General features: G+C 67.6%; 26 protein-coding genes. 9 read left to right on the top strand and 17 right to left on the bottom strand.

Annotated elements, in window-relative coordinates; all coding sequences use genetic code 11:
• Window positions 1–3: 3 nt before the first annotated feature.
• A complete protein-coding gene (locus DSM112329_RS14485) occupies window positions 4–276 on the bottom strand; it encodes a PASTA domain-containing protein (RefSeq protein ID WP_354697258.1) in 273 nt (90 codons plus the stop codon).
• 313 nt (window positions 277–589) lie between these two features.
• Between DSM112329_RS14485 and DSM112329_RS14480 the strand changes: the two genes are divergently transcribed.
• Window positions 590–1,573: a hypothetical protein gene (locus tag DSM112329_RS14480; RefSeq protein WP_354697257.1), complete on the top strand. Its 984-nt coding sequence runs from the start codon at window positions 590–592 to the stop codon at window positions 1,571–1,573.
• A gap of 161 nt (window positions 1,574–1,734) precedes the next feature.
• Entirely contained in the window at window positions 1,735–1,974 is a 240-nt protein-coding gene (locus tag DSM112329_RS14475; RefSeq protein WP_354697256.1) for a hypothetical protein, read from the top strand.
• A gap of 57 nt (window positions 1,975–2,031) precedes the next feature.
• Here the strand turns inward: DSM112329_RS14475 and DSM112329_RS14470 are convergent, their stop codons facing one another.
• Together DSM112329_RS14470 and DSM112329_RS14465 are read right to left on the bottom strand one after the other, a co-directional pair.
• The gene (locus DSM112329_RS14470) at window positions 2,032–2,556 is read right to left on the bottom strand and encodes a hypothetical protein (RefSeq protein ID WP_354697255.1); all 525 of its coding nucleotides are present in this window, start codon (window positions 2,554–2,556) and stop codon (window positions 2,032–2,034) included.
• A 68-nt stretch (window positions 2,557–2,624) separates the two neighbouring features.
• Window positions 2,625–3,536, bottom strand: a complete 912-nt coding sequence (locus DSM112329_RS14465; protein ID WP_354697254.1) for a hypothetical protein — start codon at window positions 3,534–3,536, stop codon at window positions 2,625–2,627.
• Window positions 3,537–3,715: 179 nt separating this feature from the next.
• On the opposite strand from DSM112329_RS14465, the gene DSM112329_RS14460 reads away from it, so the two are divergent.
• On the top strand, window positions 3,716–4,072 hold the full coding sequence (locus tag DSM112329_RS14460; RefSeq protein ID WP_354697253.1) for a hypothetical protein: 357 nt from the start codon (window positions 3,716–3,718) through the stop codon (window positions 4,070–4,072).
• 52 nt (window positions 4,073–4,124) lie between these two features.
• Here DSM112329_RS14460 and DSM112329_RS14455 read toward each other — a convergent pair whose 3' ends face one another.
• The 3 genes from DSM112329_RS14455 to DSM112329_RS14445 form a co-directional block, all read right to left on the bottom strand.
• Entirely contained in the window at window positions 4,125–4,562 is a 438-nt protein-coding gene (locus DSM112329_RS14455; RefSeq protein WP_354697252.1) for a hypothetical protein, read from the bottom strand.
• A gap of 70 nt (window positions 4,563–4,632) precedes the next feature.
• On the bottom strand, window positions 4,633–5,217 hold the full coding sequence (locus DSM112329_RS14450) for a DUF4375 domain-containing protein (RefSeq protein ID WP_354697251.1): 585 nt from the start codon (window positions 5,215–5,217) through the stop codon (window positions 4,633–4,635).
• A gap of 73 nt (window positions 5,218–5,290) precedes the next feature.
• On the bottom strand, window positions 5,291–5,605 hold the full coding sequence (locus tag DSM112329_RS14445) for a hypothetical protein (protein WP_354697250.1): 315 nt from the start codon (window positions 5,603–5,605) through the stop codon (window positions 5,291–5,293).
• 211 nt (window positions 5,606–5,816) lie between these two features.
• On the opposite strand from DSM112329_RS14445, the gene DSM112329_RS14440 reads away from it, so the two are divergent.
• On the top strand, window positions 5,817–6,329 hold the full coding sequence (locus DSM112329_RS14440; protein WP_354697249.1) for a hypothetical protein: 513 nt from the start codon (window positions 5,817–5,819) through the stop codon (window positions 6,327–6,329).
• A 161-nt stretch (window positions 6,330–6,490) separates the two neighbouring features.
• On the opposite strand, the gene DSM112329_RS14435 is transcribed toward DSM112329_RS14440, so the two are convergent.
• Window positions 6,491–6,841: a hypothetical protein gene (locus tag DSM112329_RS14435; protein WP_354697248.1), complete on the bottom strand. Its 351-nt coding sequence runs from the start codon at window positions 6,839–6,841 to the stop codon at window positions 6,491–6,493.
• 196 nt (window positions 6,842–7,037) lie between these two features.
• Here DSM112329_RS14435 and DSM112329_RS14430 point away from each other — a divergent pair, with 196 nt between their 5' ends.
• Window positions 7,038–7,298 carry a type II toxin-antitoxin system prevent-host-death family antitoxin gene (locus DSM112329_RS14430; RefSeq protein WP_354697183.1) on the top strand — a complete coding sequence of 87 codons (261 nt, stop codon included), beginning with the start codon at window positions 7,038–7,040 and terminating at the stop codon, window positions 7,296–7,298.
• Window positions 7,295–7,702 (top strand): type II toxin-antitoxin system VapC family toxin, encoded by a 408-nt coding sequence (locus DSM112329_RS14425; RefSeq protein WP_354697247.1) that lies wholly within the window; start codon window positions 7,295–7,297, stop codon window positions 7,700–7,702. Before DSM112329_RS14430 ends, DSM112329_RS14425 begins: the two co-directional genes overlap by 4 nt.
• A 49-nt stretch (window positions 7,703–7,751) precedes the next feature.
• On the opposite strand, the gene DSM112329_RS14420 is transcribed toward DSM112329_RS14425, so the two are convergent.
• Complete coding sequence (locus tag DSM112329_RS14420) at window positions 7,752–8,183, bottom strand: hypothetical protein (protein ID WP_354697246.1); 432 nt, start codon at window positions 8,181–8,183, stop codon at window positions 7,752–7,754.
• Window positions 8,184–8,354: 171 nt separating this feature from the next.
• On the opposite strand from DSM112329_RS14420, the gene DSM112329_RS14415 reads away from it, so the two are divergent.
• A complete protein-coding gene (locus DSM112329_RS14415) occupies window positions 8,355–8,645 on the top strand; it encodes a hypothetical protein (protein ID WP_354697245.1) in 291 nt (96 codons plus the stop codon).
• A gap of 126 nt (window positions 8,646–8,771) precedes the next feature.
• Here the strand turns inward: DSM112329_RS14415 and DSM112329_RS14410 are convergent, their stop codons facing one another.
• The 3 genes from DSM112329_RS14410 to DSM112329_RS14400 all read right to left on the bottom strand — a co-directional run bounded on the left by DSM112329_RS14410 (window position 8,772) and on the right by DSM112329_RS14400 (window position 11,226).
• Entirely contained in the window at window positions 8,772–9,425 is a 654-nt protein-coding gene (locus DSM112329_RS14410; RefSeq protein ID WP_354697244.1) for an Imm7 family immunity protein, read from the bottom strand.
• A 54-nt stretch (window positions 9,426–9,479) separates the two neighbouring features.
• Window positions 9,480–9,989, bottom strand: a complete 510-nt coding sequence (locus tag DSM112329_RS14405; RefSeq protein WP_354697243.1) for a hypothetical protein — start codon at window positions 9,987–9,989, stop codon at window positions 9,480–9,482.
• An 829-nt stretch (window positions 9,990–10,818) separates the two neighbouring features.
• Window positions 10,819–11,226 carry a hypothetical protein gene (locus DSM112329_RS14400; RefSeq protein ID WP_354697242.1) on the bottom strand — a complete coding sequence of 136 codons (408 nt, stop codon included), beginning with the start codon at window positions 11,224–11,226 and terminating at the stop codon, window positions 10,819–10,821.
• Window positions 11,227–11,415: 189 nt separating this feature from the next.
• On the opposite strand from DSM112329_RS14400, the gene DSM112329_RS14395 reads away from it, so the two are divergent.
• Window positions 11,416–12,081, top strand: a complete 666-nt coding sequence (locus tag DSM112329_RS14395; protein ID WP_354697241.1) for a hypothetical protein — start codon at window positions 11,416–11,418, stop codon at window positions 12,079–12,081.
• 179 nt (window positions 12,082–12,260) lie between these two features.
• On the opposite strand, the gene DSM112329_RS14390 is transcribed toward DSM112329_RS14395, so the two are convergent.
• The 4 genes from DSM112329_RS14390 to DSM112329_RS14375 form a co-directional block, all read right to left on the bottom strand.
• Complete coding sequence (locus DSM112329_RS14390) at window positions 12,261–12,572, bottom strand: hypothetical protein (RefSeq protein ID WP_354697240.1); 312 nt, start codon at window positions 12,570–12,572, stop codon at window positions 12,261–12,263.
• Window positions 12,573–12,626: 54 nt separating this feature from the next.
• Window positions 12,627–13,676: a hypothetical protein gene (locus DSM112329_RS14385; protein WP_354697239.1), complete on the bottom strand. Its 1,050-nt coding sequence runs from the start codon at window positions 13,674–13,676 to the stop codon at window positions 12,627–12,629.
• Between the two features lie 287 nt (window positions 13,677–13,963).
• The gene (locus DSM112329_RS14380) at window positions 13,964–15,109 is read right to left on the bottom strand and encodes a hypothetical protein (RefSeq protein ID WP_354697238.1); all 1,146 of its coding nucleotides are present in this window, start codon (window positions 15,107–15,109) and stop codon (window positions 13,964–13,966) included.
• 1,123 nt (window positions 15,110–16,232) lie between these two features.
• Window positions 16,233–16,754, bottom strand: coding sequence for an RNA polymerase sigma factor (locus DSM112329_RS14375; RefSeq protein WP_354697237.1), 522 nt, complete (start codon window positions 16,752–16,754; stop codon window positions 16,233–16,235).
• Window positions 16,755–17,824: 1,070 nt separating this feature from the next.
• On the opposite strand from DSM112329_RS14375, the gene DSM112329_RS14370 reads away from it, so the two are divergent.
• Window positions 17,825–18,202: a hypothetical protein gene (locus tag DSM112329_RS14370; RefSeq protein ID WP_354697236.1), complete on the top strand. Its 378-nt coding sequence runs from the start codon at window positions 17,825–17,827 to the stop codon at window positions 18,200–18,202.
• Between the two features lie 112 nt (window positions 18,203–18,314).
• On the opposite strand, the gene DSM112329_RS14365 is transcribed toward DSM112329_RS14370, so the two are convergent.
• Both DSM112329_RS14365 and DSM112329_RS14360 read right to left on the bottom strand, forming a co-directional pair.
• Window positions 18,315–18,668: a hypothetical protein gene (locus DSM112329_RS14365; RefSeq protein ID WP_354697235.1), complete on the bottom strand. Its 354-nt coding sequence runs from the start codon at window positions 18,666–18,668 to the stop codon at window positions 18,315–18,317.
• A gap of 77 nt (window positions 18,669–18,745) precedes the next feature.
• Window positions 18,746–19,450 carry a hypothetical protein gene (locus tag DSM112329_RS14360; RefSeq protein ID WP_354697234.1) on the bottom strand — a complete coding sequence of 235 codons (705 nt, stop codon included), beginning with the start codon at window positions 19,448–19,450 and terminating at the stop codon, window positions 18,746–18,748.
• Window positions 19,451–19,565: the final 115 nt, after the last annotated feature.

Here is a 19,565-nt window from a genome sequence, read left to right as displayed (position 1 = left end):
TAGTCAGTCGCCGGAGTCGCATTTTGAGAGCTCGTCGTCGGTCTCGAGCTGAACGGTCCGAGGCGCCGTCATTCGCTGATCGGTGACCGTGTCCCGCAGGAACCCGGAGGAGTACTCAGGGCCGCAGAGATCGACCTTGTACCCAGCAGCCCGAAGGGTCTCGAGCGCAGCGATCAGATCGGTCCCGCGTACATCAGGCGCATCACGCGCGGTGTCTTCGCCGCCGCAGCCAACGAGCAGGAAAACGAGGCAGGTCGCAGGTATCGCAGCACGCATGCGTGGCGGAGCGTACCCGCGGACGGGCGGGGGCTGCATCAGCGCTCGTTGCGCGGAACGCCGACGGGATCGCCGGCCTCAGTCCGCGAGTTGCCGTCACCAAGGGCAGGTTGGCGGCGGCCGTACGGGAACCCTGACCGGGGCCCGCAGGTGCCAGGGCGTCCTCGCCACTACGGCGCGAAGATCCTCACCGTCCGGTTCTGGGGCGCGGACGCCTGGCCCGTCCGACGGGGCCACTGGCAAGCGGATGGGTGCTGGCCGGTTCGAAGCCGTTGGCGCGCCGGTCACGCGAAAGGGGGCTACCGTTTGCGCTGTGCGGCGTGTGCTGAGTACCTCGTTGTATCCGGCTCTGGCGCTGCTTATCGCCGGCGCGGCTGCTGTGTCACTCGGCGAGAGCCGGGAGCAGCTGCCAGCGATTCCGTGGGCGCTGACCGACATCTCTGCTGACGCGCGCACCGTCACGATCCTTCACGAGGATCCGCACTGCGGCGGCCACGCCGGTAAGCCGCTGGTTCGTGAGGGCGGGGCGGCCGTGTCTATCGGTGTGATGTACGTCAGGGACGCGCCGCCGGACGCGACGATCGCCTGCACCTCGGACCTCAGGGTCACACGGGACCGCGTAACGCTCTCTCGCCCCTTAGGAAGTCGCCGTCTGCAGCAGCCGGCGGTTGCGGACGATGATGGCGCCTGGCGCAGCTTTGTGGGTTCGGGAGAGCCGCGTCTGTGCAGGCGGTTGCTGCGGCTTGAGCTTTCCGCGGGGGTGTTCCGCACACGGTGGGGGCGGGCGAAGCTGCGACGTTGTCGCGCGCCCGTGCTTGATTCGGTCCTGCGTTTGCCGATCATGCGGCGGGCTCCGTCGGCCGCCGACCGGGGCCGCAGCCCGAGCGACCTCGCCGATCAGGACGTGCAGTTCGAGGTGCTACGCGACGACCTTGTCCGCGGGGTCAGGCGTCCCGCGCGGTTGTGGGTGATCCCCGGTCCGCGTATCACTTGCGTTCAGGTGCGCGGCCGGCGAGGCGAGCCAGTGCAGCAGCGGTGTGACCAGTCTGCTCGCGTGGGCAAACGCGGACTGACAGTCGTGTCTCCGTGCGATGGCGGCAGCGATGGGCTTGTGCGCGTTGCCGGGATCGTGCCGGCGGGGGTGCGTCGGGTGCAGATGCGGCGGCACAATCGCGTCGTAGCCTCGGGAGTCGTTCGCGACGGCGTGTTTCGGGTGGCCGGTCGTCGTCCGGACAGCGTGACGCTCGGTCGTGTGCGGTTCGCAATCGGCCGAGCCATCGCCGACTGCGGACCATAAGTCGCCCGTGACGTGCCGCCCGCAGGCGAATGCGGGAACCTTGACCGAGCCCATTCTCGAGAGTCAGGCACAGCCAGCGTGCGATGCTCCCGAGGAGGAGGGGGCAGGCCATACTGGGCGTTGTGACTAGGGCCTTCACGCTACTCAGTGGGATAGCGGCGGTGAGCGCGGCAATCGTGGCGTGTGGCTATGCCCTTTGGGCGACCGGCGAAGGTTCGCCGATAGGCCAGGTCGGTCAAGCGATCGTGGTAGCCCTCGCTGGCGGGGCGGTCGTAGCCGCACTCAGTGGGCTCGCGGTCGCGACTGCGGACGACTCGCAAGGCGCATGGCGCCTGTACCTTTTCGCGGTCGCGCTGGGCAGCGCTTCGTACCTGCTTCTGCTCGTGATCGCTGAGAACTGATCACAGGCGACCTGTCTGTCGGTGAATGTCCACATCGGAACCCTGACCGGACGGGTTTCACTCCCGGGTGCGCAAGACCGCGATCTCCGTGTCCGTCGTCCGTGGCCATATCTGGAGGAGGTAGCTGTCCGGGCGCTCAGCGTCCTCGTCGCCGCCTTCTCGGTCAAGCACTTCGACCGCCTCCTCGCCGAAGCCGGACCACCGAGCACGAAAGCGTCCCGGAGGTGTCCCGAGAACCGCTGGAGAATCACCCGTCCCGCCTCCGGACTCCTCCAGGGCGAAATCGCCAGAAATCGCGTCCAGGTCGAACTCGCCCACGGTGTCGGATCCCGCCGCGAGAGGGAGCTCGGGGTCCTGGTCGTAGACCTCCACAACCAACCGAGCGCCGTCAGCACCGAACGTGCTTCCGCCGGGGCTGATGAAGGTCACGCCCCGGGAGCGCGATTGCCCGAACACGGCACCCTCCGTCGTCGCTTCCTCGTACTCCGGCCAGTCCTCGGCCCATACGTACAGCCGATCGAAGAGGAAGACGCCCTGATGCCACCAGCTGAACCGGTACTCGACGCGTGAACTGACAGCCATCCTTGGATCATCCTCGACCGGAGGTCTCTCGCGAACGAATGCGCCGCACGGGAACCCTGCGGACGCGTTCAGTGGGATCTGAGGGCGTCGGCGTAAAGCTGGGGCAGGTACTCCTGCTGCTGAAGGTGGCCGATGAAGCGGTCCCAGTCATGGGTGCTGGCTAGGCGGACGGCTGGCGACAGGCTCTCGGGGTCGAAATCCAAGTGGGCGGTGACGAGCGCGGCTGCTACGGCTCGCTGGGCGATGGGCTGTCCGGAGGTCGCGGCGAGGAGGCGGAGAAGGTCTGCACGCGGGAGGAACGCGGGGCCGGCGGTCTCTCCGACGTCGGGGATTGGCTGGAGCAGGAGGTCTTGTGCCGGTGACCAGTCCAGCGAGCAGCCGCCGTCGGTCCATTCGCCCTCCGTGTACGTCGAGGCGCTGGCCGGCCGTCGCGCTCTCGTGCGCCAGCGGAGCGTGCCGTTCGCGGGACCGCGCGGCTCGATCGTGACCTCGTTCAGTGGGAACGACGGCAACGACGCTTCGACGGAGCGCAGCTCGGCGAGCGCTTCGGCCAAGGCGTGCAGTGGAGCGCTCGTCGGCGTGACGCGGTACACGGCATGTCGCTCTACGGCGCTGTCTTCGATCAGGTCCGCCAGGTCGTACGCGGTGACGTGGATCTCGTCGCGAACCTTGTCGCCGACCCAGCAAGAGCGCAGCGTCCACTCAGACTGAAGGTCAGCGGCGAGCAGCACCACGGTCCGAGCGAGCGCCTCGCGGCGAACCGAGAGTGTGAAGGCCTCCTGGGTCAGGGTCGCCTGATCATCGAGGACCTCGTCTGCCTGGCGCGGGTCAAAGCACAGCCTCGGCGTCCGTCTCGTGAACCGAGGCCAGCGCCTCTCGGGAACGAGCGAGATGAACTCGGGGCCGCTTGCCGTCGCTACGAGCAGATCGGCAGCAGCCGGATCCGCGAGTGAGGCGTCGAGCTGCAAGACGTAGCTCATCACATCCATCATCGACGAGAACATCCGCCGGTGCGCCCGGGCACCTCAAATCCAACCCAGACGCCGAGCACGTCGCCGAGGTCGCGTCTGCAGCGGAACCCCTGCCGGACGCGGCCTGCCGCTCTGGGCGAGACACGACAAGATGGGGGCGTGAGCGACCAGACCCTCGCCTGCGTCCGATGCGGACGACCCGTTGTGGTGAGCGGGAGCAGTACGACATCTTCGACCGGATGCACTACCTGTGTTTTCACATGGAGTTCGAGCACGATCCCGACAGCGACTGCGGGATTGCCGGTTGCCCCGTATCCACCGCTCCTCTTCAGTACCTCGGCGAACTGGGCGTTCATCTGCGTGAGCAGGCCCTTGAGGCGACGGCTCATGCACGAGCCCATCGAGATGACGCTTTCGCGCAGGGCGTCGCGCATGCGTTCTACGTGACGCTGTCTCTGATGCTGTCGCAAGCCGAAGCCTTCCAAGCCGTCTGGCCGACCACGCTTGGGCTCGACGGACTAGATCCCGAACGCGACCTTCTGTAGCGCCGCTAGCGTCGGCCGCAGCACTTAGGCGCCGCGTGAGATCGGGGAACCCTCACCGGGCGTTCGAAGCGGGCCGGCCGGCTCGGACCCAGTCGCCGTACTCGTCGTGTATGACGCTGAGGTTGACCAGTCGCTGGGGTACTTTCGGGTCAACGGCCGTGAGCGTGTCCAGTGCGGCAGTGAGTGTCTGGTGGCGGGTGATGCCGTCGGCGACATCGCTGTCGAACCCCGGATCCCACGGCTCGAGATCGTAGTCCGGTCCGAGCTCCGGCAACGCAAGCAGGTCATAGGTCACGGGCTCCTCGACAGCGTCCATGGCGCGGCACCAGCGAACGGTCACCCGGTGCTCGTGGCGGTCGGGCGGTGCGATTTCCACCCACGCGACGGTGGGGCCGTCGGCGACCGGCTCGCTCGGTCCGAGCCACACGCCGACGCTGCCTCCGCGACGCAACGCAAACTCGGCCTCTTCGACGGTCAGATGTCGCCGCATGTCGGCAGTACATCGCACGCCGCGCCTGCGACAGCGCGCTGATCTTTCGGGGAAGCTGCGCCCGCGAGCTTCAAACGGGCGGCGAGTCGCGGAAGAACACGCCGCTGTGGTCGTCGATGTATTCGCAGATCTGCCGGTAGATGATCCGCCCGGCATCCTCGAGCTCGTAGATCCGGTCGTTGACCTCACCGAGTTCGTCGGGTCGGTGTGCCTCCTCGAGTTCCCGGAGTCGCGCCTGGCGGTAACTGCGGTCGGTGATGCGCGACGGATCGAAGAACGCGACCGCGTCATCGAAGATCGCCGCGTAGTCATCGGCGCCGAGGAACCTGGCCGCGGCCGGCAGGTCAGCGGCCATGTCGCCGGCTGAGTTGAAGAAGTACTGATCCAGCGTGCCGTTGTAGATCTCGCTCATCGCCCACTCGACGACGAACACCGCTCGGTGCGCGGGCGAAAGCCGCCCGAGATGCTCCGGTGAGGCCTCCCCGTCCGGGCACGCGTCGTAGATCGCATCGAGCAGGACGCCTATCCGTTGCCCGTAGCTGACGGCCGCGTCATACGTAGCCCGCGGGATCCGCGGGTCATACCGACCGGCGGCGCGGACCCGTTGAGGCTGTCGTCGCTTCGACACCCACACCGGTGGATCATCCGCGATCACGTAGATGCCCGCTATCGAACCCAGACCGGACGTTACGCCTCGCGGGAGTGGATCGCCGTGTAACGCCGGCGCCTCAGTGCGTGCCGCGTGGGTCGCGGGCGAGGCGAATGGCCCACGTTGCGAGAGCGAGAAACACGACGATCGCGGGCACGACCACGAACGTGGTGTTGAGGTACACCTCGGTGATCTGCGGCTCGCCGCCGGTGCACTCTGTCCCTGGTTGCCACCACGACAGGTGCCCCGGGCCCGCGTAGCCGTTCTCCAGACAGACGTCGATGCCTCGAGAACCGCTGTTGAAGTACACGAACGATGCGAGCGTCAGCGCCCCGTACACCACGAACGCAGCGACGGGAGTCGTCGGCCGAGCGGATGCTTCCCGAACGGGCACGGAATGAGGGTACCGCCGGCCAGGTGCGGGGTGACCGCCTCGAAGTCCACAGCCCACTCGACCCCGCAGCCGGATCGGTCGTGCGCGAATGGAACCCCTACCGGACGGTCAAGCACTCGGTGGGTAACGGCGCGCCTCGACGCCGCGCGCGGGGGTCCGAACGACGACCGGCACAGCGAGCGGCGCCGCGTCGGCGCGTTAGGCTGGCCGGATGGAGCCGGCCGGGGGTCTTGAAGCACTCGTTCACGCGCTCGCAGCGAGCGGCGTGGTGCTTGAGGGTGGGATCGGCCAGGGCAACGCGGCGCCCGAGGCCTGGCGCGTGTTTTGTTCCTTCGCGGCTGAGCCGATGGAGAGCATTGGCGATGACATTGACGACGACATGCTCAGCTTTGATGCGCGTGTCGGCGCGTTTGATGGTCTTGCAGGCGAATGGCTGGTGCTGGGTGCCGGCCGGACCTGCTCGACCTACGAGGACGACGAGCCTTATCGGATACCGATGATCCTGGAGATCGCGTGCGCTCCAGTGGCCGGTGTTCAGCCCCTGACGCGCAGCATCTTCGGGTGTGCCGGGCCGGCCCGTCCGGGGATTCGCGACGTCGAGCACGACCTGCCTACATGGGTGGGTGGGACCGCGGAATGGATCGCCGCTGCCGAGGCCACGGAGGCGTTTCAGGCTTTTCGTGTGAGCGGGGCGGAACGGTTCCAAGTCCGCAGCGACGAATGACGGTCGCGATCGTTGGCTAGGGAGACTCGTACCGTCCGGTGAGGCGCGCAAGCGGGCTGCATCTCGGGAGCGCTGGCGATCTGCTCAGCCCGCCCGTAGCCCAACCTCAACAGACGGCGTGCAAGCGTTGTCGCTTACGCACCGCTGACCGCGACCGTTCCTTATCGGGATAGCCAGCCGTTGCGGCTGTCGTTCAACTGCACGATCGGGTCAAGCGCCAGGTATGCGACGGCAAAGATGAGGGCGAGAGATAGGACCGCGTCTATCGCCTTTCGCGGCCCCTTCCCACGTAAGCGCGCGGCTGCTCCGCCCAAGCTCCCTAACGCGAGAAGGACCGACGCAGACTGCACCAGCATCACGGCCGATATCTGACGATCGCGCAGACACGTGCCAGCAATGTTGTCGCACTGGTTGAACGGCGTGGACACTGCCTTCGCCGCGACGTAGACCGCTACGGCGGCGACGCCGAAGCCCACAATCAAGAACATTTCGCGGCGATGGCGCGGAACCATGATGCTTATCCAAGCACGGCGGCACGCACGACATCGAGCCTGCAACGACGCGCAGGACCGTCTCCAGCGTGTCCGTCGACAAGGTGTTCACGCGGCGGACGCCGCGACCGTCCGTAGCCCAACCTTCACCGGGCGCGGCGAGTGCTCGGCGGCCGCCTCATATTGCCGTGTGCGACGGTCGTGCTACATTTGTCGCATGACCGAGATCGCGGCTCGTGAGCTTCGCAACCAGACGGCCGACGTCCTGCGGCGGGTCGAGGCCGGCGAGCAGGTGATCATCACATCGCGCGGCCGCCCCGTCGCTGAGCTGATTCCGGTGCGAGCTGCCCGCCGCACACCGATCGGGCGCACGGAACTCGTCCGCCGTCTTGGCGTAGCTCAGGCCGACCCCGGGTTGCGAGACGACCTGGCGACGTTGGCCGGAGACACGACTGACGACCTCGATCCGATCCGGTGACACCCGCCGCCACGCGGGGGCTCCTCGACACGAGCGTCTTCATCGCCTCAGAGTCCGGACGGCCCCTGCTCGCCGATCTGCTCCCGGACGAGAGCGTCGTGAGCGCGATCACCATCGGCGAGCTGCAGGCCGGGGTCCTAACTGCGGCCGACGTCGACGTCAGGGCGCGACGCCTGGCGACGCTCGAGGCGGTTGCCGACATCGAGATCCTGGCGGTCGACGCACACGTCGCTGCGGCCTGGGCCATGCTGCGCGTCCATCTAGCCGAGCGTGGTCGGCGGATCAACGTCAACGACCTGTGGATCGCCGCGACCGCCCTGGCCAACGCAGTTCCGGTAGTCAGCCAAGACGACGACTTCGCACCGCTGGAGGGCGCGGGCGGCCTCCAGGTCATTCGCGTCTGACCTAGCCAGCAGTCCGGTCCGGAACCCTGACCGGGTGGTATGGGATTCGTCAGCTGGCGCGCCCCGCACTTTCGACACAGCGCTCCAGGGCAGCGGCACGAGGCTCGTCGTCGGGCCGCAGGTAGGCGACGGTTCGTGCTCGCGAAGGGTTGAGGAGCGCCTCGCCTATCAGCGTGCCGTTGTCACGCTGGTTCAAGATGATCAAGACGCGGTAGGCGTGCGGCTGTGCACTGCTGTAGAAGTAGGCAAAATCGCCGCTTCGCAGTTCGCGACTGCCGCTGAACGTCGGCCGCGTGAGGGAGCGGTCACGCGTGAAGTCAAGATCGGCCCGCTTGTGCGCGATGGGTACGCCGCTCGTCTGGATGCAGCTCGCCAAGGTCGAGCGGTCGTTTGAGTCCGGGTCCGAGGAACCGCAACCAGCCGCGGCTACTAGGAGTGCAGCCAACAACGAGAGCGCACAGATTGCTGCCCGGCGGGACATGCGCTGAGCCTAACGTCGACCGACGCTCGCACGAGTGGACAGGCGCTGCGCGATAGGCAACCCCGAACGGACGGTGCCGACGATACCTAGGCAAGCTGCCCGGATCGGTCAGGGCTCGACGTTCGACGGAGACCGCGCGCTGCTGCCGGCTGCTGACAGTAGGTTTGGACCATGCGCTCATCGCCGACGGCACTGCTGCTGCTGCTGCTGATCGGGGCGCTCCTCGTGGGCTGCGGAGACGACGATAGGTACGTCGGCTATACGCGCGGGGAGGCCGAACGCGAGATAGCGGAGATCAATGCGCGGCCGGCGTCAGGCGAACGATGCCCCGCAAGAGTGGTGAAGCGAGTACGTTGCCGCCGCGTTCCGGATGCCTGGCGCTGCACGACCGAGTTAATGGATGGCGACACGATCACGGAAGACATCGCGGAGGGGGCCCCGCGGACCAGCACCATTTGCTGACGGTTGCGTCGTCCGTCGTTCGGGTCGCTACCCGAGAACGCATCCCGTCCACCGCAGCCGGTCAACGACGTCGACGCCGCGTGTCCGGTAATGAAACCCTTACCGGGCGGCCACCTTTTCGCGGCGTCAGCCCGGCCAGCCCAGCTCACTCGTCCAGGGCAGAGGAACCGCGTCGCTCAACGAGGCCGGGTCGGTGAGATCGACGACCGCCGAGAATCGACCGCGGCAGTGCGGGCACTCCCACAGGACGACCGTCTGCGGCCGGCCGGCGGGGTCGCGACCGTCGAGATGCGCGGTTTCGCTCAGGGAGTGCCGGCAGGCGGGGCACTCTCGAGGTAGCGAGGCGACGGCTTCGGTCTCGTTCGCGTCGTCGACTCGGTCAAACCAACGCGCAACGACCGGTCGAAGGGCGATGTCTTCCTCCGCGGTCACAACTCCGTGCACCATCGTCCAGCGCATGAACCTCTCATCCTCCGTCGGGTGCTCGTCGTCCCACAGGTGGAGATGGCCAAACGAGCCGGCCGCTAGCTCGCCGATCTCGCTGAACAGCGCCGTGGGCCAGCTCTTGCGATGGTTGCGATGCGCGTTGATCTGGAGGGTCCAGGTGCCGTTCGCGTGGCGGAGATCGGCCTGCTCGAACTCGGGCCACGTGGCGTCCAGGTGCCGTGCGATCGCTGCCCGGACGAGCGCGATCACGTGGTCTCGGGGTTCGGAGGTCGGGTAGTCCGCGATGTCGGGGTACTCCGCCTCTTGCACACAGATCCAGCCGATGGCGAACACCCGCACATCATCCCGGCTGGGCCGTCCGACAGGAACCCCTATCGGACGCGAGCTCTATTCGGCAGGCGCGCCCCGAGTACATCGCTCGATGGCGCTGGCCCACGCGGCGGTGTACGCGGCGAGTGGCACTCGCGTCCACATGACAGGCACTCCGGAGACCTCGATCTGGCCCGGGCCCACCACGAGCGTCTCGGGAGCGCCGTTGATCTCGATCAGGGCGTCGAGACTGGTCTCCGCCAGCAGACAGTCCTGGCCGCGAACTTGGATCGACGCCCACCAGCCCTGCTCGAGACCGGTCCACCCGGCTTCAGAGAGCTCGCTCGGGAGCTCGTTGGCGACCTCCCCGCGCAGCATGGCATCCACGTGGTCACACCACGGAAAGTTCAATACGACCGATGCATCAGGGGCGCACACCCGGGCATGCCAGCCGAGCGCGCCCTGATGGTCGAACCTGATCTGGACATCGTCCACGACGCGCGCCGCGCCGGCCGGCAGTGGGACGACAAGATCACTCTCACCGCTTCGGCCGATTTCGAACATGACGATGAGATCGCCGGACGTCACGGCGAACAAACTACCGCGCCTACCCGGCCGGCCAGGAACCCTTAACAGACGCCAGCGGGCGCTACTTGCGGGTTAACATCGGCCGATGACTGACCCGGCCCAAACGGCAGCCGCCCGTGCCACCCTAGGGCCGACGGCTGAAGTCCTTGAGACCGACGTCTCAAGCCTGACGGTCATCCGGGTAGAGCGCCGCCGACGGACCGGGACCAAGGTTGCGTTCTACTACGTAACAGTGCGTGGGCCGCGTGGTGATGAGATCGGCTGGCAAGTGAGCGCAGACGCGGCACGGGTGGAGCGCGATCCACCGTTGCCGCCAGCTCGGATCTGGTGAAGTCCGTAGAGGGTGGGCCAAGAGGCTGTCAACGCCTACACGCCCGGATCGGAACGGCTACCGGACACCCGAGGCTTCCGCCTTCATGCGGAAGGAGCAGCCGCAGCTTCGCCTTCGCGCTGCGCACGACCGGCGCCGCTCCGGCCTCAGCAAATGGTGCCGGTCAAGGGCAGGTTATTCGCGATGTCGTCTAACGATTCGTAGCCGTCGCTGCCGCTGGTCCGGCAACGCCATGCGGCGGATCGCGGCTGACACCGAACCCGGAGCTCCTTCCGCCTTGACTCTGGGCAATCCCCTGTGTTGATGTCGCGCGCGATGGCCTCAGCCTCGCTACGGGTTAGCCCACCGTGGCGCTCAGTCGCGGAACCGCCGCAAGCGACTGCAGACAGAACGACTGCCAGGCAGAGCAACGCTGACGGTGTGCGCATGCACGCAGCCTATGCGCCGTGCTGGGCCTTTGCCCGACAAGCGGAACCGGACCGGACGGATTCGGTCAGCTCAACTGGCCCGCCGTCCGAGCCGCTCGCGGACGGTTCCCCGCACCCACGCGTCAGGGTCCTCGGCGAGTCGCTCGGCGAGATCCGCCGGCACTCTGGGGTTGCAGCCGATCCGGCAGCGGACGGTCTCGACCGGGTCGGCCGCGAGGAGGTCGAACGTGCGCCGGTCGAGCTTGCGCTTCATTGCGACGGAGGAGCGCACGCGAACGGACGGGTCGTGGGCCAGCTCCCAAAGGATTTCGACGGACACCTGCTTGTTGTGCGCGACCCATTCCCGCAGTTCGGGGTAGTCGGCAATGACCGCTCGCCACACATCGACCGAAGCGTCTTCGTGGGTCGCTCGTCGCTGGTCGGCGGGGTCCTCGCTCTGCCGCAGCCGGGCGAACTCCGAGGAACTCTGAATGGTCACGGATGCCGATTGTCTCATCGGCCGGAGATTCACGGCTCTCGGCTCGGCTCTTCTCAGAAGGTTGATGCGCTGGACGCTTTACGGGGGGGTCCGAGGGCGTGACTGCGACGGAACCTCGACTGAACGCGCGTGAACGTCGCCAGCCCGCGCGGGTCACGCTCGCGGCCCCTGCTGCCGATGCTGACCTAGATGGCCCACGCCACAGAGACCGAGGACAAGCAGCGCGAGAAGCTCTCCGCCAGGGTCGGCCGCCCGGTGGAGACCGTCGCGTCGGTCAGGCCCGCGGTCGGAGGCGGCAAGGTCTACCTGGCCGGTCTGGCGGGCGAGCTGTCTCCGGCGCCGATCGTCGCCACGTTCGCCGCGATGTCAGCGATGCAGCGCATGCAGGAGCGGCGACGGGCGCAGGAGACCGGTCTTGCGACCCGGATGACGCTCGCTGTGACCGAGCACGACGTGCACCTGTTCCGCGTGCGTGCGATGGGTCAGATGGTCGGCGATCATGTCCTGACGGTGCCCTACGGGATGGTCGCGGGCGTCGCGGTCGGCCGCACGAAGGGCTCGAGGATCGTGGGGGAGATGGGTTGGGACGGTTCGCGCGGGCTCGTCGTCAACGTCACGATCGCGCTCACCGACGGCTCGCAGATCAAGCTCGTAAGCCGCGCCAGCGAGAGCCAGGCGTTCGAGCAGCTTCGGGGCCGGGCGTATGCGGTGCCCGCCGGCACCGTCCCGCCACCTCCGGCCAGACGGCCGGAGCCTAGCGTCGCCCGCTTGGTTGCGTCGGGCGCCGCGCGCGTCGCGCAGGGTGCTGTGAGCGCTGTCGGCCACGCCCGGGCCGCACACGGCTCCGCTCGGTAGACCGCTGGTCCGCATCTCGCCTGAGCCCCCCCCCCCCCCGCAGCACGCGATGGGCACCACACGCGACTTGACTCCGGGGCATCTGGATAGCCGATGGTCGACCGTGGTTCGATCCGCGCTGACTGAGCGCCGCGGAACGTCTCGTTGACGAACCCGCAGCGGACACCGCAAAGCGATGCTCAGGCGTCAGTCCGGAACCCTCGCTGGAGATACACCCAGAATCCCACGGTTCCGAGACGTTGACTGATGTCGGCAACCACAAGAATGTGCTCCTCGAGGGTGAAATCGTCGGCGAAATCTGCGATGACCTCCGTGCCGACTACCGACAAGTCGTCGCGCTCATCTGGGGTCGTGTCGGGAGCTACGTAGAAGGTGAGCGTGATTCTCGCTTCATCCGACAGATCCGCGCAGACCCCGTAGAGCGCGGGGGATGTGGCTCCGACGAGTGCCCGCTGCACCGAGAGCAACATGCGTACGCGTTGATCGGGCACGCCCGTGACGCTACCGCCAGGAACGGCGGTGGCCTTGCGTCCTCTTTGCAACCGCTACCGGACACCAGCGAGTCTCCGACCCTGCGGTTGGGGCTGAGATCTGGACAGATCGGCTGCGCGGATGTCCCAGCCTCGGCTGCCTACGTAGAGCGAGGCGAGGAGGTGGTTGGTTGTGAGGACAGGCTGGACCGTGAAGGTCTCGAGGTTGACGTCGTCTGCTGAGGAGCCGCCGACCTGGGAGTAGGCCGGTCCAAACGTCCAGGAGAGCGTCGGTTTGCGGGACTGCACGAACTCGATGACGGGCTTCTGGAGCGCGTACCGCACATAGGTGAGGCGTCCGACGCGGCCGAAGGGCACCCCGCAGCGTTGCTCGCAGTCCGTCCTGACGGTGGTGTTGGTCGTGCGTCGCGGGTCGCGGATCACTAGCGAGTTGGACGGGATGCCGTCCAGCGGGGCGCCGCTGAGCAGCATGCGTGTGGCCTCGGTGCTGATTGTGATTGCTGCCAGCGATCGAGTGTCGGGGTCGCGGGCCGGCAACGTGGTGCTGGAGCCGTCGGCGACGGTGCGCTCGGAGACCAGCCGGCCGGTGGCACGGTTGATGAAGAAGTCAACAGCGGCATGCGCTCCGGTCCGGGGGTCTGTGGTGTCACCGTTGCCTTTGAGCCAGTAGCGGCCGGCCGCGGTGATCCTCTTTAGGGAGATTGGGACGTTCAGCGGCGACGACGCGGCGGTCCTGAGGTTGAGGCGTTGGTAGGTGGTCGCGCCGGGGGCGCAGGCGATGATCGCCAGCCCGTCACCGGCTACCGGTGTCAGCGCGTGGCCTGCCGCTGGTGCGGGGGAACACAGCCGCTGGGTGGTCTTTCGCCTGTTAGTCGTTGTGTCGAGGATCACGGCCCGACCGCTGCGATCGAGCCACACCGCGTATCGACTGCCGTCTGAGGCTGCAGGCGTCTGGGCGAACGAAAGGTGCCGGAGGGCCGGCCCGGTCTTCGCTACCGCTTCTTGATGAGTCACCGCAGTGATCGCCACAGCGACGAGACAGATCGTCGATTTCGTGGTCTTCTTCGCGAGCTGAGGCATCGTGGAGTGGAACGTGGCCGACATGAGCGAGTTGCGGCCCTGGCGCTGTCGATGAGCGCGCGTTGCCGACCTCACGCTACCTGCGACCCAGCCGAGGAACCTCCGCCGGACGCTGGCCTGTGCGGGTTACCGACCATCGTGCGCGGCGACGAGCGACGTGGATCGGGCGAGTGCATTCCGACGCCATCACCGGATCGACGGCACCGCCGACCAAAGCCCGCGCGGGCGCCTCCGCCGTGGGCGGATCGGTTCTACGCGAAGGACCACCGCGGGACGCACTGCGCAGCCTCGAGGAGGTCTGCAGGCGCGTACTACCTGCCCTTGACGGTTCTGACAAAGACGCCGTTGGGGGCGCGCCAGATCGCTGTCGCGCTTAGCGCGAACTCGGCGGGGCGAGGCACGTGGAGATCGACGACGTTGTCGCGGACGTGGACTGTGCGCGTGTAGGCGGCGCCGAAGTCGCGAGGGCGCAAGTCCTTGCCGAGGCTGACGGTCCGCGGGAACCGGAACTGAACGGTCGCGACGCCGTCAGGGATCAGGCCGGTGAGCTGTGCGCCTCTCCGGCCACCGGCGCTGACGAAGATTCCGCGGTCCTGAAGGCTTGCGACATCGCCGCTGGTGCCGGTCGAGATCCGGCCGTGCCGCAACGTAAAGAACAGCACCATCTCGGCTTGCGGGCGGGCAGTGGTCTCGCGGCGGCTGGTCGTGTATGCCTCGCGGCCAGCGGCCGCCACGGTCGCCGGCTGGCCGCCGAGCAGCCGCTCGAGCTCCCGACCGGTCGCAGCGGTGCAGGCAGCGGGCGGGGTCCAAGAAGGCGCCCGTCCGGTCGCGGCCACGATCGCGTAGCGCGCCTTGCCGCCGGGAACGAGCTCGCGGATGTACCGCGTGTAGACACGCCTCACGAAGGTCAGTGCGCGGCTGCCGCGCAGCGTCTTGGCCACCGCGGCGTCAGCAGTGGTAGGAGGTTGCCGAAGCGCGGCGACGCTGCTCAGCAGCGTGCGGCTCGGCGTCGCGCTTGAGGATGTGGCGGGGGTCTGCGGGGGCTGCTGTGGACGGCAGGACGGCATCCGTGTGCGGACGGTTTGCTCAGCTCGGCGGAGCAGCCTGAGCGCGGAGGCGCGGTCGTCGATGCGCTTCTGCGCCGCAGCGTCCTTCGGAGCCCGCGCCGAGTCGGTGACGGCTACGGTCGTCGTCGTCTGCTTGGTAGCGGCAGGCACCGAGCTGGTCGTCCTGGTGGCCGGCACGACCGCTGTGCGGCTGGGAGTAGTCGTCGCCATCGCGGTGACCGCGCTAGTCCTGATCGCGGCAGCGTTGCCCGGGGCGGATGCGCCGTCGTCGTCCGTGCCGCAGCCCGCGATGCCCGCGCCGGCCGCGACGCCGGTCACGAAGGCGACGCGCACGGTCCGCCGGGCGCTTTTGCCTGGTTGACTCGGGGTGGGCTCGTTCGAACGAAACATGCGACTCCTTGGCGTAGAAACTGCTTCTTCTGTACTTCGCACGCCACGCCGGGTTGTGACCGACGCTGCGGACCGCCGGTCCGTATTGCGGCCCTTTGGTCAGGCACATCGGGCGTTGATGAGCGGCCGGCGCATGGCGCCCGAGTTCGCTTGCCGTCTTTGACCATCACGACGTCGGACCTGGTCCGAGACGGTGCCGTCGAGGGCGGCGAACGTATCCATCAGCGAGGCGCAGCTCATCTGCGCGGGACGACCTTCGTCGTGCCGTCAGTCCGGACCCAGGTGACCTGGGTGGGAGTTTCATCCGCGCCTCGGCGGATCTCAAACGAGTAGAAGTTGCGCCGCACCGGGAAGGTCCGGCTCTCGCCGCTGTACCGAACCCGGACGCTCGACACACCGTCCGGGACGACTCCCCAGTGCACAGACCGCTCGTTGCCTCCCGCGCTCCCGTGCGCGCCTGCGGCTGCCAAGGTGCTGGCTGTGGCGCTGCAGCCGCCGCCTGAACGTGTCTGTACGCAGAGGTGGGGCTGCGCGAGCCGGTGTCGGCGCTCTGCGCTGAGCCTGAGCGCTTCTCGACGATCGGAGGGCGAGAGTCGCTCAAGACAGTCCTTGATTAGAGGGGCGGGCTTGCCGCGCGCAGGAATCGCGTAGTACGTCTTGCCGCCTGCGGTCCCGAGAACCCTGATCGCGGCCGGATTCACCAGGCCCATACTGGTACGCGACAACCTCGACCGGGCGAGGCGGTCGGCCGCCGTCGCGGGCGCTCTGAGCACACTGAGGATCGCGAGCAGCGCCGGGTCCGTGGGACTGTCCGTGTACGTGGTGGGCCCGGGACCTGGGTCACCTACGCACGTGAACTCCGTAATCGAAGCGCCGGCCGCACTGGCTTGGGGGGCCGGGACGTTTGCCGTGACCGTCCGAGCGGGCCGACGGGGCGTGTCGCGTTCTGGTGCCCAGACGCCGGTGACGCGAGCTACCGCAGGGGACCCGACACCAACGACCGAGATCAGGGCGAGCAGACTGAGGGTTCGCCGGCGGCGCCACCACGGACTCCTCGCGATGGCCTCGGCCTCAGGGCGTGGAGCCTCCCGCAGTTGCTGTTCGAGCGCGTCGAAGAAGTCGGTCATCGGTCGCTTTCGATCTGAGTTCGCATCCGCTTCAGGCCCCGGCTGACCTTCTGGCGCACGACAAGCTCTGAGCACGCGAGCTCAGCCGCGATCGACGAGTACGCACGCTCATCCACGACACGGGCAACGACAGCGATGCGCTGATCAGCGGGTAGCGCGTCGAGCGCGGCCGTCAGGACGCCCTGCCCCAGGTCGCTACCTGCGATCTCGTCCACTCGTGCCAGCGCCTCGTCGTCGACGAGCAGCGGCTGCATCTGAAGCTGTCGCCGGGCCTGGTCCTCCACCCGGCCGCGCCGGCGGCTGTCGGCGAGTTTGTGACCGGCGATCCCGTAGAGCCAGGCGAGGGCCGGTCGCTCCCCGGGGCGGTACCGGTGCGCGCCGGAGAACGCGGCGGCGAACACCTCGGCGGTGAGGTCCGCCGTCAGCTCCCGGTCCGCGGTCCGCCGCAGAAAGAAGCCGACGATCGCGGCGAGATGGCGCCTGTAGAACGCAACGAAAGCGTCGGCGTCGCCCGCCACGTGGCGGGCGAGCAGCTCGTCGTCGCCGTCGGACATGTCTATCTCTCGCGCGAGCGCCGAAGTTGTGACAGGACGAGAAGGCTAGCCGCGCCGGAGCCGCCGTCACGGCGGCTGCCCATCGGTCCACGATCGCTGTTCAGGGCTGCGCGTAGTGTCCCGGGTCGACCGTGGGGGTCTGTGCCGCTCGTGAGAGTCGTCGGATGCCGCGCCCGCGCCGTCTCCTGGATGGCGCGCCGCATGCGTCCCCCGTGCCGTATGCCGCGCGTCCGGTCTTGATGATGCGGGAGCTAGGGTTGCTGGATGTGGCCGACAACTCGAAGCATGCGGGCGCGCGTTTCGGGGTCGCAGTACGCGCCGCGTGCCCAAGTCCTTGCAAATACACGGATCGTGACCTCCGTGGTCCTTCGACCCTCGTCCGGGGTGCTCGTGTCAGCGATGGCGTAGTGGTCGGGGTATCGCTTATAGGCGCGAAGGAGCGCGTCGACCCGGGCGAGCGCCCTCCGTCGGATCTCGGCGCCCTCGCCCGGCGGAAGGCGACCAGGGCAGAGCTCCGTGCTCGCCGTGTCAAGTGCCGCGGGCAGCGTCCGTTGCACGGCGCTGGGTACGAAGGTGCGCTGCTCCTCGCTGCAGCCCGTTACACCGACGAGGCAAACAGCACCGACCAGGAGCTGGAGCCACGAACGACCGTCGGTCGCACTGCGCGTGCTCTTCATGGCCATGCTTCGAGATTACGAGGCGGCGGACGGCGAAGCCATAGGCAATGTGCGTCCCAGCAGCGCGCCAGGAGGAACTCGCGACGCCGGCCGCCCCCGAACGCTCGTCCGCGCCCCGCTGCTAGCGCTCACGTGCGTGACCAAGCGGAAAGCGCAAGCGCGGCATAGCCCTCTTGGGCGATGCCGAGCCATATCGCCCTTTCTGGGCGATATGGCCTGCCTGCACTGGACTAGCGATCCGAGCGGGAACCTCCACCGGACGCGGTTCGGCGTTAGAAGCGGCGTCGCGTCGCTCACGGGTCGGTGATGGTGACCGTAAGGTGGGTTGCGCCGCCGTAGTCTTGGTCGACGCTCAACATGGACAGCTCGAACGACATCCGAGGTATCCAGCGCATAGCCGAAGATCCATTGATCTTGGTGTTCACAACTAGCGACCTGTCCGTACCCGACCCGGACACGAACGTCGATGTTGAGGTGCACGACGAGCGAGGGCGGTGGGGGGCAACCGTCTTCACGCTCACCAACCTCGCGACTCTGTTCGACAAGAACGCGAGAACAGGCGAATGTGCGAACGGGACCTACTACTGGTCGGTGGACATGGTCCTTGTCCAAGCGGTTTCCGCCGCGATCTTGAGAGAGACGATCCGCGATCTGCGGGCCCAGGGGGAGTTCACGCAGGCGTTCTCGCTGCTGGCGGACGAGGACGACTCGCAGTGGGCCGGGGTCGACTTCTGAGCAGGGAGGGTCAGCCTCGGTGCGACCAACCGTGCCGCGCACACTTGCGAGGACCCGGTGGGCCGGTCAGCTCAGCGAGACTGATCCCCAGAGGAACCCGCACCGGACGCGCTCACGACTCACAAGGGCGCCAGTCCAAAGCGTGCTGCCATGACGGGTCGTTAGCGAGCCAGCTGAGGACGGAGATGAGGGCGATCCTCAAGTCGTCAGTGCGGCCCTGGACATCATTGGAGTTTGCCGAGTCACGGACCTCGACGAGAAAGTCCGTCTTCGAGAGCCAGACGATCTGCCAGAACGCTCGAGGGTGTGGGCCGGCCCGCTCGACAATGAGGTAGCCGCCGTTGTCCCGACATGCACCGAGCAACCGCCAGACCTGGAAGGCAGACGGATTCGTCCAGCGCTCACCGAAGTCGTCCTCAGCGTGGAAATCACCGAGTCTCAGGCCGCTCGGGAGCGTGACGGACACGGACCGATCTTCGCACGTCGGCGGCCCGTCGATCCAAGGCCCTCTCAGCAGCAGACAACCCGAACGGCTAGGAACGTCTATCGGGACGGTCGAGCGCTTGATCTTGCCGCCGCGGCACGGGCTTGCTCCAAGCCCGGGTGCGCGTCGTGCAGGCTGAGTTGCGCGAGCACCTCGGCGACGTCATCGCCGACACCTCCGTAGGCATCGAAGAGGCTTCCGGAGATCGCTCGCAGGATCGGCGCATGCCATCGCGGCTCAGGGATCAGTGCCTGAAAGAGCCGTCGCTTCTCGCTCCACGGCGCGGGTCCTGCGATGGCGAGGACGGGTTCGATGCGGACGTCCCGCTTCCCGCCCGGGGCGGTCATTTGAGTGAAGGCCTGACCGGAAGTCGACGCGTCCTCGAAGTAGTCGACCCACAGCGAGTAGCCGACCGTGCACGCCCGCGCCGGCTCGGACGCCTCGAGGGCTTCGCGGTAGGCATCCCAGAGCCGCTCTTGCTGCCCCGGCGTCATCTCATGGAAGAAGGCGGTCATGTACATCGTCGTGGCGTAACACGGCATCTCGCGCAGGGCCCGCAGTCCGGCTGCGAGGCGCTCGTCGAAGGCAACGCCGGTCTCGAACCAGAGGTCCGAGACCTCGTGCGGGACCTCCTCCAGATTGTCGGGCCAGGGCTCTCGCGTGTCGACCTCCTTACCGTAGGACGCATCGGCCGCCTGAGCGACTAGGCAGGCGCGTTCGTAGCGCTCGCGGCCGACGCGTTGAACGATGTTTTCGTAGAGCACGAGGTGACCGTATCTACGGTGCCGCACCGGCAGAGGGCGAATCTGCGCCCGATCCCGAACCTCGACCGGACGCGCTTGGACCGGCGAGCCTCGGTCGGTTTAGTATCTGCAGCGG

Origin of the sequence: Paraconexibacter sp. AEG42_29, assembly GCF_040581415.1 — a bacterium.
Classification (GTDB): Bacteria; Actinomycetota; Thermoleophilia; order Solirubrobacterales; family Solirubrobacteraceae; genus Paraconexibacter.
This window is presented reverse-complemented; position numbering and strand designations above follow the sequence as displayed.